The following is a 14,245-nucleotide window of genomic DNA, read 5'->3' on the forward strand; positions in this document are numbered from 1 at the left end:
GCGACGTACCGGCGAGGGGAGAGCGATGAGCCAGGCGACGTTGCGGCTGCTGGACAAGGCCGACAAGGAGATACTCAAGCTGCCGCGCGCGGTGAAGGGCGCGATCTACGACTTCCAGCACCGCTTCCGCCAGGACCCGGAGAACCCGGGGCTGCGGTTCAAGCAGCTCAAGGGCCACCCCCGGCTGTACTCGGCCCGGGTGAACCTCGACTATCGGGCGCTGCTGCTGCACGCGGGCGGCAACGATTACATCCTGGTCGCGGTCCGGCCGCGCCAGGAGGTGTACGACAACCTGGACAAGTTCGCCTACCAGATCAACCCGGTGACCGGCGGCATCGAGTTCCTCGACCTGCTGACCATCGAGAAGGTCGTGCCGCCGGACCCCGGGCCGGACCCGGACCCCCGGCCCGGCCCGGCCCCCCGGCCGGAGCCCGCGCCGCTGTTCGCCGGGTACGCCGCCGGGACGCTGCTGGAACTCGGCGTCGCCGAACCGCTCCTCGGCCTGATCATGAAGATCACCACCGAGGACGAGCTGCTCGGCCTGGCCGCCTACGCGCCCCAGCTCACCGGTGAGGTGCTGCTCGCGCTGCACGACGGCAAGACCGTCGAGGAGGTGCTGGACCAGGTCACCACCCCGGTCAAGGCCGAGGACGAGATCGACGCCGACGACTACCAGAGCGCGCTCAGCCGGCCGGCCACCGCGGTGACCACCAAGGACGCCGCGCTGCAGGAGATCCTGGAGGACGACTTCGGCCGCTGGCGGGTCTTCCTGCACCCCACCCAGCGGAAGATCGTCGAACGGTCCTACCGCGGCCCGGCTCGGGTCAGCGGCGGGCCGGGCACCGGCAAGACCATCGTCGCGCTGCACCGGGTGCGCCACCTGGTGGAGCGGCTCGGCCCCGGCGAGCGCACCGACGTGCTGCTCACCACGTTCAACAAGAACCTGGCCGCCGACCTGCGGCACCGGCTGCTCGCGCTGGCCGGGCCGGACATCCTGCGGCGGGTCGACATCGTCAACATCGACCGGCTGGCCAGCGACATCGTGACCCCCACCGAGGCCGGCGCCGGCCGGCGGTGGATCGACGACACCAAGGCCGTCGTCCAGTGGCAGGAACTCCTCGACGAGCTCGGCCAGCGCCGCTGGGACGCCGAGTTCCTGCACGACGAGTGGTCCCAGGTCATCCTCGGCCAGGGCGTCACCACCCGGGCCGGCTACTTCCGCGCCCGCCGGGCCGGCCGCGGCCGGCCGATCACCCGGGAGGACCGGGCGGCGATCTGGCAGCTCGCCGAGCGGTACGTCATGCGGCTGGACGACAAGGGTCTGTGGACGATCCGCCAGGTCGCCGAGCGGGCGGCCCGCATCGAGGCCGAGCGGGCCCGCGACACCGCCGCCTACCTCGCCGACCAGGTCAGCTCGGCCAAGGTGCAGCGCGAATCCGGCATCTGGCACCGCCCCCGCTACCGGCACATCGTGGTCGACGAGGCCCAGGACCTCAGCGCGGCGCACTGGCGGCTGCTGCGCGCCATGGTGCCCGAAGGCCCCGACGACCTGTTCATCGCCGGCGACACCCACCAGCGGATCTACTCCCACCAGGTCTCGCTGGGCAGCCTCGGCATCAACATCCGCGGCCGGTCGTCCCGGTTGACCCTGAGCTACCGCACCACCCACGAGATCCTCCGCGCCGCCGCCGGCCTGCTCGGCACCGAGGAGTGGGATGACCTGGACGACGGCCGCGACGACCTGACCGGCTACCGCTCGGTGCTGCACGGGCCTGAGCCCGTCTACACCGGCTACCCGACCTGGGCCGCCGAGCTGGACGGCATCGCGGCCCAGGTCCGGGCCTGGGGCGGCGGCTCGATCGCGGTCTGCGTGCCGGCCCGGCGGATGGTCGGCGAGGTGGAGCGGTGGCTCGGCCAGGCCGGCATCGAGTCCTGCGCCATCGATGGCGACGGGCCGAAGAAGCCCGACTCCCCGGTGCACGTGGGCACGATGCACCGGTTCAAAGGGCTGGAGTACCAGCGCATGATCATCGCCGGGGTCGCGGACGGGCTGCTGCCCGCCGGCCGGGTGCTCGACCACGCCGCCGAGGACCCGCTGCGGTACCGGCGGGAGCTGCGCCAGGCCCGCTCGCTGCTGTTCGTCGCCGCCACCCGGGCCCGGGACAGCGTCGCGATCAGCTGGCACGGCCGCAAGAGCCGGTTCCTGCCGTGAGGATCGCCCCGGCAGCGCCCTGGCCGCCTACCAGGAGCTGCGCACCTGGGGACGCGATCTACCGCCGCTCCCCGGCCGGGTGGACCCCGAGCGGGCCACCGCCCCCGTCCACCTCTACTCCACCCTCCTCGCCCACCTTCCTTGACCTCAGCCACCGCCGCCAAGGCGGCCCACACCACTTCCGGGAGACGACACGATGACCAAGTACGGCCGGGACGACCTGACCTGGGACCAGCTGACCGAGGCCGGCCTGGAAGTGCTGCTCGAATGCGCGCGGCGTGGCGACCTGATCGCCTACGGCGACCTGAACAGCGAGCTGGAGCGGCGGACCGGCATTCCCGGCTTCGACTTCAACCGGCCGGACGAACGCGCCGCGCTGGGCCACCTGCTGTGGCTGATCGTGGAACGGAACCGCCCGGAGACCGGCATGATGATCTCCGCGCTCGTCATCTACAAGGGAGCGTCCGACCCGGGCCCCGGCTTCTTCGGCCTCGCCGCCGACCTCGGCCTGCTGCCGCGCCGCCCATCAGCCGACGAGAAGGACGAGTTCTGGACCAAGCAGGTGACCGGCCTGCACGCCCACTACGCGAACGGCGGCTGATCCGCCCACCAGTTCCAGGGTTAACCGCGAGGCCGTAACCGGGTCGGGTGTGACGCCGCAGACCGCGCGGATATGTCCAAGTAGGTGATGTTGGCCGTGCCGGAGTAGCCGAGATTTGCACGTGGATTTGAGGTAAATGCGCCATTGGTGAAGTTGGTTCGGTGTCGTGTCGTCACCGGGTTGGATATCGTGTCGACATGAAGGATGCCTTCCCTGTGCTGGATGTCACGGACTGGCCCGTGGTCCTGTTCGAGGTAGGCGGGTCGGAAGAGAAGGTATGGATCACCGACCCGGCAGGCCAGAAGCGCGCCCTTTTCAAGCCTAATGTGCGGCATGACAATATTGAACAGGCAGACCATTGGCCGGAGAAACTGGCGTCCGAGTTGGCTGGATTGTCGGGAATCCCGGCTGCTGCAATCGATCTGGTGGTCAGAAACGGCCGGCGCGGATGCGTATCGTACGACATCAAGCCCGAGGGCGGATGGGAGCTTCAGCCAGGGTGGCTGTTGCTCGCCGACCTCCTAGGGGACCACGACCCGACGGACAAACGTCATCACGGGCACACATTATCGAATATCGAGACGGTACTTTCCAGCTATAATCATCCGCCCGGCTTTGACGTGCCTGAGAATTTCACGGCTTTTGATGTCTTCGTCGGGTATTTGATACTCGATGCGCTTATCGCGAACCGTGACAGGCATCCGGCAAATTGGTCGGTTCTCCGCGGGCCGACCGGAGGAGATCAATGTCTCTCTCCTTCCTACGATCATGCGACGAGTCTCGGCTTCAGTCTCACCGATGAGGAGCGGAGCCGGAAGATGCGCGACGCGCGGGAGTGGGAAGCGTTCCTCAGGAAGGGGACGGCGCACCGGTTCGAGGGTTGCCGCCAGGTCACCCTGGTCGACTTCGCGCTGCGCGCCCTGCGGATGATCGACGGTGCGGTGCGGTCATACTGGCTTGACCGGGTGGCGAGCTGGAGTGAAGATCACCTCACTGCGCTGGCCGCATCAGTCCCGGAAATGTCGGTCGCCGCGCGTAGGTTCGCGGTCAGGCTGGTGCTCGCGAACAGGAGGAGGTTGTTGGATGCCTAGTACACCTCGGCGGGCCGGTTCCGCGCGTGCCGCCGACACGGTGGCGGCACCCCGACTGCTGGTCGCCTGGCAAGATCCACAGACGCACCTGATCCTCCCCGTCGGGATTTTGGAGCAGTCGCCGCACGGCTTCTCGTTCTCCTACTTGCGGCGGGCGCGGGACATCGCCGGCTTCCGCCCGCTCTTCGGATTCGACCGTTTGGAAGACCGCTACGAGTCACCTGGACTCTTCCCGCTCTTCAGGCAGCGTCTTATGGACTCTCGCCGGACCGATTACCTCCGCTATCTGACCGCGCTGGGTCTGTCGGAAAATGCGTCGCCGCTGGCTGTTCTGGGGCGTTCCGAGGGGCGCCGTGCCGGGGACTCCATCTTTCTGATGGCCGAGCCGGAAGTGGACGATAAGGGGCGAACGCACGCTGACTTTTTCGTGCACGGAATACGGTACAAGGCGGATGCCGAATCGCAGATCGCGACCCTCCGGGTAGGGGAACCGCTCAGGTTGCGGGACGATCCTGATAATCCTGTCAACAGCCGAGCGCTTCTGGTGACACACCGAGGAGACGAGCTGGGCTGGGTTCCTAATCTCCTGCTCAATTACGTTCACATAGTACGTGATACCGATGACGTAGCGATATTCGTCGCACAGGTAAATGGTAATGATGTGCCGCCGAACCTACGCCTTAGGGTGGAGCTCACCGGAACTGTGCCAGTCGGTTACCGGCCGTTCCACGGCGAAGAGTGGGCCACGATCGCCTGAAGCCGAGATTCGGGCTGCCCGTCTAGTGACCCAAGTGACCGCGTCGCCCTGACGGCTGTCGCATATGGGTGTTTCGTGAAGTTCTTCCCCGTAGTTCCATTTTCAGGGAATTGTATTGATCTCATAGAGCGTCCCTCGGTGGCAGCGCTGTTCCGGTACCTTTTGGCCTGCTGTCGTTTCTGTCCAAGACGGCTGCTGTGGTGGCGGTCTAGCGTGGACCTGGCAGTTCGCCCGAGCATGAGGAGATAGCACGATGCGTAAGTTGGTCTACACCTGCTTCATGTCGCTGGACGGTGTGGTGGACTCGCCCGGTGGCGGGCCGGGGGAGGAGCACCGCAGCGCCGGGTGGCTGGTCCAGGACATCGAGTTCCTCCCGGAGGCCATGGCGCTGAAGGGGGAGGAACTCGCCGAGACGACGGCGCTGATGTTCGGCCGGAACAGCTACGAGTCGTTCGCGGCGGTCTGGCCCGACTCCGAGGACCACGAGGCCTACAAGGAACTGCCCAAGTACGTGGTGTCGACCACGCTGCCTGAGGACGCCCTGGTCGACAAGTGGGGGCCGCAGACGATCCTGCGCTCGACCGAGGACGTCGCCGCACTCAGGGAGACCGACGGGGGTGCGATCTTCATCCACGGCAGCGCGGAGCTGGCCCGCCGGCTGTCGGAGGCGGGGCTGATCGACCAGTACAACCTGCTCGTCGCTCCCGTGCTGCTCGGTGCCGGGGCCGGCCTGTTCGACCGGGCCGACCGGGACAAGTACCAGCTCACGCTGCGCGAGTCGGAGAGCTACTCGAACGGCATCCTCAAGCTGATCTACGACGTCAAGCACTGATCAGGTCGAGGGCGATCGCACCGCCGGCACCTTCGCGCAGCTGCCCGGCGGTGCGTCCCACGTAGGAACGCAGTGCCCGGGCGAGGTGCGGTTCGTCGAAGTAGCCGAGCTTGGCGACGACGGCCGTCGCCGGGTCGCCGGCGGCCAGCAACTCCGCCGCCGTGCGGGCCCGCTCGATCTGCCGGACCCGGCCGTGCGTCAGGCCGGTCGCCGCGCGGAACCGGCGTTCCACGGTACGTCCCGAGACGGTCGGGCGCCGGCCTCGGAGCACCTCGGTGACGAGCGGGTCACGGACCACGGTCCCGGCGCGGACGAGAGCGTCGACCAGGGCCTCGGCGTCATCGGCGCCGGGCATCTCCCACCGCGCACCGTCCAGCCGGAACGTCCGTCGCGCGGTGTCGGGCAGCCCGAAACCGCCGTCTACCAGCGCCGGTGTCGGCACGGCCCGCAACGAGGTGCCCACGGCGAAGTCGATGCCGGTGAAGGTCGCGCCCGCCGGCACCGGTGCTGTGCCGGCCCGGGTCTCCGGGCCGGTGACGCCCGCGTACGTCCGGCCGCCCCGCTCCCAGAACACCAGGCCCCAGCACGCCCCGGCGACGGACGTCATCGCGGTGACTTGCTCGCTCGAACACGTCCACACGGTGTCCACCCACGGCGAGTCCGACCGGCGCGTCTCCAACCGCAGTCTCACCCGCGCAGAATACGTCGCTCCGCGTTCCGGTAACTCGCCGGGGTCATCCGGTTTCCGCTCGGCGAGGTGTGCGAGCTGGACCGGTTCGGGTTCGTCCACGACCGCATGAGCTGTGCCGACGTCAACCGAGCTGACCCATTGAGCGCAGTCACACCACAGCCGTGCACGATGACTATTCCCGGTTCGCAGCCACGAACCACTGATCCGGCGCCGTGCCGTCGCGCTGGGACGTGGCGCCGTTAAGCATGACAGTTGCGGGGAACCTCTTACCCACCTTCCCATCTGGCCGGCAGCGGGTTCCGGATGTCGCCCAGTCGATCTTGTCAGGTCGGTAGCGGGGCGCTGATGGCCAGTTGATATGCGCCAAGGGCGGGTAGGGCTGGCCGCTTGTCGATGGGGATGGCGTCGAGCACCATGCGGGCCGTGTGCAGCACCATATGCGTGCGGAACGCCGGGGCCTGTCCGTGGACGATCCCGGTGGCCAGTAGTAGTGCCTCGTTGTGGCCGCCGTCCCGGCTGAGCCGGATCGCCTCGTGCAGGCGGACGCTGGCGTCGTTCTGGATGCCGGATGAGGCGGCCAATGTTCGCTCGCGTGCCATGCGCGCCCCTTCGCCGGTGTCGACCATGGACAGCACCCACGAGCGGGTGAACCACACTGAAGCGTCGGTCCAGCCGAACTCCTGACAGTTGACGCTGCGACCGGCCAGTTCATCCAGGCGATCGAGGCGGTCCATCGCGTCCTGGCTCCTGCCCATGACCGCCAGGGCCTGTGCCTCCGCGCAGACCGCACCGATGTGGCCGGGAGTGACTCGCTCTCCGGCGAGCTGCTGAGCCTGGCGCGCAAGTATCAGTACCGCGTCGGTGGACCGGGAGCCGTACAGGCCGAACACCGCCTCGCTGCCGCGGACCCACACCTGTATGTCGCGGTCGCCGGAGGCGTCCGCCGCGTGTCGTGCGGTCTGCCACCAGCGCCGGGAGCCGCCGTGCTCGCCTAGTCTGCACAGTACGTTGGCCAGCAGCGCGGACATCCAGGCGGTGGTCCGTTGAAGATCGGCGACTCGCTCGGCGGGCGCGTCGGTGAGCGCGCGGCGGATGGCCGCGATGTCGATGAGGAGATCGGCGCGTGCTTCGGCAGGTGGCCGGTGGTTGACCGCATAGACGTGATCGGCACACACGGCCTGCCAGTCGTCGGCCTGGGCGCCGGTTGTGGCAAGGTTTCGCTCGATCAACTGGCGGACCGCCTCGCCCGCGTCCATCAGCGGGCTGTGCGCGAACAGGCCGAGTGCGGCCATCTGGAATAGTTCCCGGCGTTCCATGTCCTCTCCCTGCGGGAGATAGCGAGTTCCGTTCTCACGGTAACTCCGCAAAGCGGAATTTGTCGCTTCGACCAGCTCGTCTATAGGCCGATGTCCAAGTCGCTGTACCAGTGGCCATAGGATTTTCAGCTGGCCGGCCGCGTGCAGGGCGTCGTCGAGGGACTGGACGCGGGTGCCGGACTCCGGGAGGCACTCGCCGCGCTCGATGGAGCCCAGCATGGAGGCGGAATAGCCGGTGCGGGCGCCGAGCCGGTCGACGGTGAGCCGGTGGCCGACGCGTAGCTCGTAGCTGTCCCGGAGATCGCGGACCAGTGCGCCGAAATAGTGAGCCATAGACCGATATCGGTCATGGTTCTTCCGTGGTGCGGGCATGCCTTTTCCACCTCCTGATGTGGTCCGGAATCAGCGGCAGATCGCCGGAGGGGATCGGCTCTTGCTCCGGGGGCGACTGCGGAACAACCTCTTGGTAACTGTAAATGACGAGCCGGTTACCATACGCCAGTTCCGGAAATCGGCCTGAACTCGATCAGGAGTGCGATGCGCACCTCGGCATATGCCTTCGCGAACCCGACGAAACGGGCGTCCGGCGGCCGGCACCGCCTCGGTCGCACCCCCGCCGGATCCGACCCCACCGGCTCCGGTCACGGCGGGGCCCCGGACCGGTCGCGGGAGCGGCGCGAGTTGGACGGGCCGCAGCGGGTCCGTGCGTCCCGGCTCGGCCTGCTGGAGCCCGGCTGGCTGGTGCTCTACGCCCCCTACCACCGCCGCTTCTACGCGCTCGCCCGCACCTCGGACGTCGCCGATCCGGTGGTCAGCGCCGCCACCGTCGACGGCCTGCGCGCCCGGATGCGTCAGGCCGAGACCTCCGCGCCCTGCCGAGGCCGCCCGGCGGGGCCGCCCCTGGCCGGGTGGGTGGCCGGCAAGGTCATGGACAGGCCGGTCGCGGACGGGAGGTGGCGGGGGTGAGCGGACTGGTGATCTGGGGCGTGCCGGAGGAGCAGGCCGAGGCGCATCGCACCGCGCTGCGCGACCTGCGCAAGGAACTGGAGCACCGCGGCCTGCGCACCCGGCTGGTCGAGCGCCTGCAACTGCCGATGAGCGGCGGCTACTGCAAGCCGGCCCGGCTGCCGCCCGAGCTGGACGTCTACGCGGCCGGCCGGCTGCTCGCCACGGTCACCGTGGTGGACGTCCCCGGCGGTGGCGGTGCGTGGTATCTGCTCAAGGAACCGGGCGGTCTGCCGTCCGAGGCGCACAGCGTGAGCGACCCGGCCGCGGCCGCCGGCGCGGTCACCGTCCGTCGAACCGCCCCCGGCCGGGAGAGCCCGGTGACTCCCCGGTCCATCACCGGGCGCGAACCGACGTGACCGTGCTCGGCGAGTACCGGGGTGATTCGACGACGTACCGCCGGATCACCCCAGCGAGCGGTATCGGCGGAGAGCGGTCAGGGGAGGCGGCTGATGGTGAAGTCGTCGTAGTAGACGCGGCTGCCCGAGTCGTCGCGCGCTTCCATGTAGAACCCGAACTTGGGCCGTCCGGCGGCGGCCTTGGCGTCGTGGTCCACCACCTCGGCGACGCGGGTGTCGCCGAGCCACAGCGCCAGCCGCACCTCGCCGGTCCCGCGTGCGCATTCGGCGCGCAGCCGGATGTCCTTCTTGTTGAAGCCGGCGAGGCGGACGTCGGGGGTCAGGTCGGACCACTCCGAGCCGGCCACCCGGACGATCTTCGCGAACCCGGCCGGGCTGACCTCCAGGAGGTAGGCGAAGTCGTCCTTGCGGTCACCGGTCTTGGAGTATTCGCAGAAGACGCCGTGCCAGCCCTCCTTGCTCTGGCCGAGGTCCATCTTGACCGAGACCAGCGCCTGGTCGGGGAGGATCGCGTTCGCCGGGGCGGTCGCCCACTGGACGTCGTTGGACGAGTCCTCCGCCATGGTGTACCGGCCGTCGCCGGTGTAGCCGCGCGCGGTCGTCGGCGAAGGGGAGCCGCTGTTGTTCCAGCCCGACCCGGCGTCGCCGAAGTCGTCCTCGTAGAGGGTCTCGGTCGACTCGGGCGGGCTGGGGGGCAGCGCCCGCACCCCGGCGATGGCGGCGGCCACCAGTCCCGCGGCCGCCAGCCCGGCCCCAAGACCGATCGCCAGGTCGCGCAGCCGCCGGCGCGGCGGCGCGGCCGCGGCCGGCGCCGGGGGCAGCGCCACGGTCTCGCCTTGCACCATGCCGAGCCGCAGGGTCCGGGCGACCTCGGCCACCTTGGCGTCCTGGCCGGACAGCTCGGCGACCAGCTGCTCGGCGGTGGGCCGGCTCGCGGGGTCCCGGGACAGCGCGGCGCGCACCAGCTCGCGCAGCCGGGGCTCCACGCCGGCCAGGTCCGGCTCCTCCTGCATGACCCGGTGGAAGGCGCTCATCATGTTGTCGGCGGTGTACGGCGACCGGCCCGGCGTGGTGGTCGAGGTGGCGGCGCCCACCACGCACCCCCAGGCGAAGATGTCGGCGGCCGGCGAGACCTGGCCGGAGAACAGTTCCGGCGCCATGTAGCCCGGGGTGCCCATCATCTGGCCGGTCCGGGTGGTCTGCTCGGTGTCCAGCGCGCGCGAGATACCGAAGTCGATCACCCGCGGGCCGAGCGGCGAGAGCAGCACGTTGGCCGGCTTGAGGTCGCGGTGCACGATGCCGGCCTGGTGGATCGCGGCCAGCGCGACCGCGATGCCCACCGCGAGCGACTCGCCGGCGGCTCCGGTCAGCGGCCCGTGCGTCTCGACGTACCGGCCCAGGTCGAGGCCGGGGACGTACTCGGTCACCAGCCACAGCGGGGCGCTGTCCAGCTGCGCGTCGAGCACCGGGGCGGTGCACCACCGGCTGACCTTGCGGGCCGCCGCGACCTCCCGCTGGAACCGGCGCAGGAACTCGGGGTCGTGCGCGAGGTGCGGCTTGATCACCTTGATCGCGACCAGGCCGGTCGGGCCCTCCGCCAGGTAGACGCTGCCCATGCCGCCGGCGCCGAGACGGCCGACGACGCGGTACTGGCCCAGTTCCCGCGGATCCTGATCGCTGATGGGGATGACCGTCGGGGCCGCTTGGGACGTCACGAGCCGATCCTAGATCGCATCCACCGATAAATCGTCAAAAGTCCCGTCCTGTGCGCTCACCGTGACCTCCGGAGAACCCGGCCCGCGGAGCCCGACGTTGTCCGGCGAGGGCGGGGGAGTCCGCCTGGCGGCTCCACTCGGACCGGGCCGGTCATGCACGCGTCGCTCGAACGTGCGCCCGGACGAGCGGGTGAGGTGGCCGGCGCCGGTTGGGTCGTCGCCCGCTGCGAGGTTGGCGAGTGCGCGAGCGGGCCGGCGGCTGGCCGGCTGTGCTGGAGCTACCGGCCTCCCCGGCCCTCAGTACCCGCCAGGAGGGAAGCGCCGCCGCCCCGGCGGGCGATCCCGCGCGGGCGGTGGCCCGGTTCCACGCGTACCTGGCGCGGCGCGCCGCGATCCTGGGGGCCCCGAGCGGCTACCGCCGCCGGCGTCCGCCGAGGCGCTGGACGACGCCGAGCGCCGCACCGGCCGGCCGCTGCCCGCCGACCTGCGGGCGCTGTACCTGATCGCCGACGGTGACGGCATCGGCGGCGAGCACCGCCACCTGTTCGGGGGTGACGGGCTGGCTCGCCCAGAACCAGCGGTTCTCCCCGGCGGTGGCCATTATCTCGCGGTAGCGGGCGGACAGGTCGTGGTCACCGCTCGCGCCCAGCCCGACCCACGGAAACCGTTGGCGGACGGCCTCATAGTCGATGGGCTCCACGTCACTCATGCCGCATGGTCTCCGTGATCATGGATGTACTGGGCGAAGGCCTCTCGCGCCAATTGGGACACGGTTTTGCCCTGACGCTCAGCCAGGGCCCTGGCGGCGGCCTTCTCTTCGGCGGTGAGGCGGAAGGTGACCTGCGGCGACCATTCGCCGGGCGCGCTGAGCGAGGGGCGGCCCACCGATCGCCGGACATGGTCCACGGCGGCGTCCACGTATGCTTGGTCAATGCGGTTGCCTCGCCGGTCATAAACCGCCTCGGTTTCAAGATCGACATCAGAGGCATCGTCCAGGGTGAGATCCACATCGTCCGGTGGCCAGTCACCGCGGTATTCGGTCATGGCTTGATCCTCCTGAGTGCGGTCGGCATGACGTGAATGACCAGCAGATACTTCTCCGTCAGTACCGCGATGACCTCCAGTTCCAAGCCGCGGTCGTCCGGGCCCAGCCAGTGCCACTGTTCATCCATGTGCGGTCCGGGCGGCGACACTACTTTGGGCGGGCCGGCGCGCATGACATGCATGGCTCGTCCCTTGCCGATGCGGTGCTTCCGAGCTGACTGCGTGAACCTGATTCTACGCATCGCCAAATTGTGTCATGCACAATTACCGATGACACTACTTTCTGTGAGAGAAGCTTTGCTTAGTGTGGCGACGGTCTCGATGGGCCGATCTGTCCAGAGGAGGGAAGGCTCCGGCCGCAGTGCCTCCGATGTGCGATTCGACCTCCGGACGATGACTGCCGATCGTGAAGCAATTCTCAGGCGGGTGAGGGCGCGGAGTGAGCCTCGCGGGGTCAGTCTTCGTCGGCGGGGAGGGCGAAGAAGCGGAGGTACATGGGGCGGGAGCCGGGCGGGGCGTCCTCGGGGCGGTGGCTGTACTTCTTCAGCAGCGCCATGTAGGCCTCGAAGAACTCGTCGAACTCCGCCTGGGTCAGCCAGCCGAGCCCGCGTGAGCCCTTCGCCCACTGGGGATCGCGCCGGTAGGCCTCGGGGAAGCGGTCGAACAGCACCCGGTCCTCGTCCATGCCGATCCGGTGGAACTCGGCGAGCACCGCGCGGTCTTCCGGGGCGACCTGGTCGGGGGTGGGCAGCCGCATGTCGCGGGGGACCTCGGCGCGGCGCCACCAGCGTTCCCGGCCGCCGGACCGCTCCGGGATCTCCTCGATGAAGCCGTACTTCTCCAGCTGCCGCAGGTGGTAGCTGGTGGTGCCGGTCTTGGCGTCGAGCAGCTCGCCGATCGTGGTCGAGGTGGCCGGCCCGTGCACGTTGAGGTGGCGCAGGATGAGCCGGCGCATCGGGTGGGCGAGCGCCCGGAGCCTGGCCGGGTCGTCGAGCAGGAACGGCTCCTCATCCTTCATGATGAACACCCTACTCCTGCCGAAGGATATCTGCAGATGTTCCTTTGCCGAGAAGTCTCTGCAGACTATCTTCGGCACATGACCCGACTTCTTGCCCTACTCGCCGCGCTGTACCTGGTCACCGTCCCGGTGGCCGCCGAGGCGTCCGCGCCTCCGCCTGCCGTCCCGCCGGACCTCACCGCGACCGAGGTGAGCTTCCGCGGCGCCGGCGACCTCACCCTGCACGGCACCGTCCTGTCGCCGGCCGGTGCCAAGACCGCCCGGCCCGGCATCGTGCTGGTGCACGGCGCCGGCACCGGTACCCCGCGCACCAAGCTGATGGGGGAGGCCGTCGAGTTCGCCCGGCGCGGGCTGTCGGTGCTGGTCTACGACAAGCAGGTCGCGGGCTACTCGCTGTTCCACCGCTCCTACTCGCGGCTCGCCGACGACGCGCTCGGCGCGGTGGCCACCCTGCGCCGCCAGCCCGGCGTCGACCCGGCCAAGGTCGGCGTCTGGGGGCTCAGCGAGGGCGGCTGGGTGGCGCCGATCGCGGCCGCCCGCTCAGCGGACGTCGCCTTCGTCGTGCTGGTGGGCGCCAACGGCCTGCCGCCGCTGCGCCAGCAGACCTGGGCGGTGGCCGCCGGGCTGCGCAAGGCCGGGGTGTCCGGCTCGCTGGTCGACCGGGCCGAGCACAACCTGTACCGGGTGATCGCCGACGGCGGGATGTTCCCCGAGCCCTACTACGACCCCGCGCCGACCATCGGTGCCATCCGCCGGCCGGTGCTCGGCATATGGGGCACCCACGACCTGCTCACCCCGCCGGCGGAGAGCCCGCCGATCTTCGCCGAAGCCTTGGAGAAGGGCGGGAACAAGCACTACACCTTCCGCTTCTTCCCCGGCGCCGACCACGCCGCCCACCAGACCCCGGACGGCGGCGTCACCCGGCTGCCGGAACTGGCCCCCGGCTACGCCGACCTGGTCGGCTCGTGGGTCCGCGACGTCACCGCCGGCCGCCCGCCCGTGGCCGGGACCTCCGGGCCCGCCCCGGTGCAGGCCACGCGCACCCGACCGACCACGCCGCCCGCGTGGTGGGAGTCGGCGCCGATGCAACTGGCCGCCCTGGTGCTGATGCTGGCCGCGTTCGCCGGCTACCCGCTGGTCGCGCTGGTCCGGCGGCTGCGCGGCCGATCCCGGACGCCGATCAGCCGGGCCGGGCGGTTGCTCAGCGCCGGCGGGCTCACCGTGGTGCTCGGCGGGTTCTGCTACCTGGGATACCTGATGATGACCGGCGGCAAGCTCGCCACCACCGGGCCGGTGCTCGCCGGGCGTCCGGTCATCTGGCTGGCGCTGCAGGCGCTCGCGGTGGCCGCGGTGGTCGCCGCCGTCCGGGTCGCGGTGGCCTGGCGGCGCGCCCGGAACGCCGCGCCGCGCGGCGAGCGGGTACGGCTCGGCCTGCTGCTCGCCGGCGGCGCGGTGCTCGTCCCGTGGGCCCTGTACTGGGGCCTGCTGCTGCCTTGAGCGTGAGCCCTCGGCGTTGATCCGGCTTCGGTCCGGCGGTCCGGTGGCATGGTCTGCTCCGCTGAGCGGGAGCCCTGGCCCCGAGTACCGGCCGGCGGACCGCCTGT

15 protein-coding genes are annotated in these 14,245 nt (G+C 70.0%); 8 read left to right on the forward strand and 7 right to left on the reverse strand.

Annotation, left to right across the window (positions count from 1 at the left end; genetic code table 11):
* Nucleotides 1–25 precede the first annotated feature (25 nt).
* The 5 genes from Sru01_RS03325 (at nt 26) to Sru01_RS03345 (ending at nt 5,493) form a co-directional block, all read left to right on the forward strand.
* Nucleotides 26–2,212, forward strand: a complete 2,187-nt coding sequence (locus tag Sru01_RS03325) for a UvrD-helicase domain-containing protein (protein WP_203982338.1) — start codon at nt 26–28, stop codon at nt 2,210–2,212.
* 196 nt (nt 2,213–2,408) lie between these two features.
* Nucleotides 2,409–2,813: a hypothetical protein gene (locus Sru01_RS03330; RefSeq protein ID WP_203982339.1), complete on the forward strand. Its 405-nt coding sequence runs from the start codon at nt 2,409–2,411 to the stop codon at nt 2,811–2,813.
* Between the two features lie 197 nt (nt 2,814–3,010).
* On the forward strand, nt 3,011–3,904 hold the full coding sequence (locus tag Sru01_RS03335; protein ID WP_203982340.1) for a HipA domain-containing protein: 894 nt from the start codon (nt 3,011–3,013) through the stop codon (nt 3,902–3,904).
* Nucleotides 3,897–4,661 carry a hypothetical protein gene (locus tag Sru01_RS03340; protein ID WP_203982341.1) on the forward strand — a complete coding sequence of 255 codons (765 nt, stop codon included), beginning with the start codon at nt 3,897–3,899 and terminating at the stop codon, nt 4,659–4,661. The genes Sru01_RS03335 and Sru01_RS03340 overlap by 8 nt, the downstream gene beginning before the upstream one ends.
* Before the next feature lie 253 nt (nt 4,662–4,914).
* Complete coding sequence (locus Sru01_RS03345) at nt 4,915–5,493, forward strand: dihydrofolate reductase family protein (protein WP_203982342.1); 579 nt, start codon at nt 4,915–4,917, stop codon at nt 5,491–5,493.
* Here the strand turns inward: Sru01_RS03345 and Sru01_RS03350 are convergent.
* Both Sru01_RS03350 and Sru01_RS03355 read right to left on the reverse strand, forming a co-directional pair.
* Nucleotides 5,483–6,184, reverse strand: a complete 702-nt coding sequence (locus tag Sru01_RS03350; RefSeq protein WP_203982343.1) for a helix-turn-helix domain-containing protein — start codon at nt 6,182–6,184, stop codon at nt 5,483–5,485. The two genes, Sru01_RS03345 and Sru01_RS03350, sit on opposite strands and share 11 nt — an antisense overlap.
* A gap of 323 nt (nt 6,185–6,507) precedes the next feature.
* Nucleotides 6,508–7,833: a helix-turn-helix domain-containing protein gene (locus tag Sru01_RS03355; protein ID WP_203982344.1), complete on the reverse strand. Its 1,326-nt coding sequence runs from the start codon at nt 7,831–7,833 to the stop codon at nt 6,508–6,510.
* Nucleotides 7,834–8,037: 204 nt separating this feature from the next.
* Between Sru01_RS03355 and Sru01_RS03360 the strand changes: the two genes are divergently transcribed.
* Both Sru01_RS03360 and Sru01_RS03365 read left to right on the forward strand, forming a co-directional pair.
* Nucleotides 8,038–8,466 carry a hypothetical protein gene (locus Sru01_RS03360; RefSeq protein WP_203982345.1) on the forward strand — a complete coding sequence of 143 codons (429 nt, stop codon included), beginning with the start codon at nt 8,038–8,040 and terminating at the stop codon, nt 8,464–8,466.
* The gene (locus Sru01_RS03365) at nt 8,463–8,864 is read left to right on the forward strand and encodes a hypothetical protein (protein ID WP_203982346.1); all 402 of its coding nucleotides are present in this window, start codon (nt 8,463–8,465) and stop codon (nt 8,862–8,864) included. The genes Sru01_RS03360 and Sru01_RS03365 overlap by 4 nt, the downstream gene beginning before the upstream one ends.
* A gap of 77 nt (nt 8,865–8,941) precedes the next feature.
* Here Sru01_RS03365 and Sru01_RS03370 read toward each other — a convergent pair whose 3' ends face one another.
* From Sru01_RS03370 to Sru01_RS03390, 5 genes are all read right to left on the reverse strand, one after another.
* Nucleotides 8,942–10,579, reverse strand: coding sequence for a serine/threonine-protein kinase (locus Sru01_RS03370; RefSeq protein ID WP_203982347.1), 1,638 nt, complete (start codon nt 10,577–10,579; stop codon nt 8,942–8,944).
* A gap of 412 nt (nt 10,580–10,991) precedes the next feature.
* Nucleotides 10,992–11,288: a hypothetical protein gene (locus tag Sru01_RS03375; protein WP_203982348.1), complete on the reverse strand. Its 297-nt coding sequence runs from the start codon at nt 11,286–11,288 to the stop codon at nt 10,992–10,994.
* Entirely contained in the window at nt 11,285–11,623 is a 339-nt protein-coding gene (locus tag Sru01_RS03380) for a YlcI/YnfO family protein (protein WP_203982349.1), read from the reverse strand. Before Sru01_RS03380 ends, Sru01_RS03375 begins: the two co-directional genes overlap by 4 nt.
* A complete protein-coding gene (locus tag Sru01_RS03385) occupies nt 11,620–11,865 on the reverse strand; it encodes a hypothetical protein (protein ID WP_203982350.1) in 246 nt (81 codons plus the stop codon). Before Sru01_RS03385 ends, Sru01_RS03380 begins: the two co-directional genes overlap by 4 nt.
* 212 nt (nt 11,866–12,077) lie before the next feature.
* Nucleotides 12,078–12,641, reverse strand: a complete 564-nt coding sequence (locus Sru01_RS03390) for an ArsR/SmtB family transcription factor (RefSeq protein ID WP_203982351.1) — start codon at nt 12,639–12,641, stop codon at nt 12,078–12,080.
* A 78-nt stretch (nt 12,642–12,719) separates the two neighbouring features.
* Here Sru01_RS03390 and Sru01_RS03395 point away from each other — a divergent pair, with 78 nt between their 5' ends.
* Nucleotides 12,720–14,138 (forward strand): alpha/beta hydrolase family protein, encoded by a 1,419-nt coding sequence (locus Sru01_RS03395; protein WP_203982352.1) that lies wholly within the window; start codon nt 12,720–12,722, stop codon nt 14,136–14,138.
* The last annotated feature ends 107 nt before the right edge of the window (nt 14,139–14,245 follow it).

Source organism: Sphaerisporangium rufum (assembly GCF_016863395.1).
Classification (GTDB): Bacteria; Actinomycetota; Actinomycetes; order Streptosporangiales; family Streptosporangiaceae; genus Sphaerisporangium; species Sphaerisporangium rufum.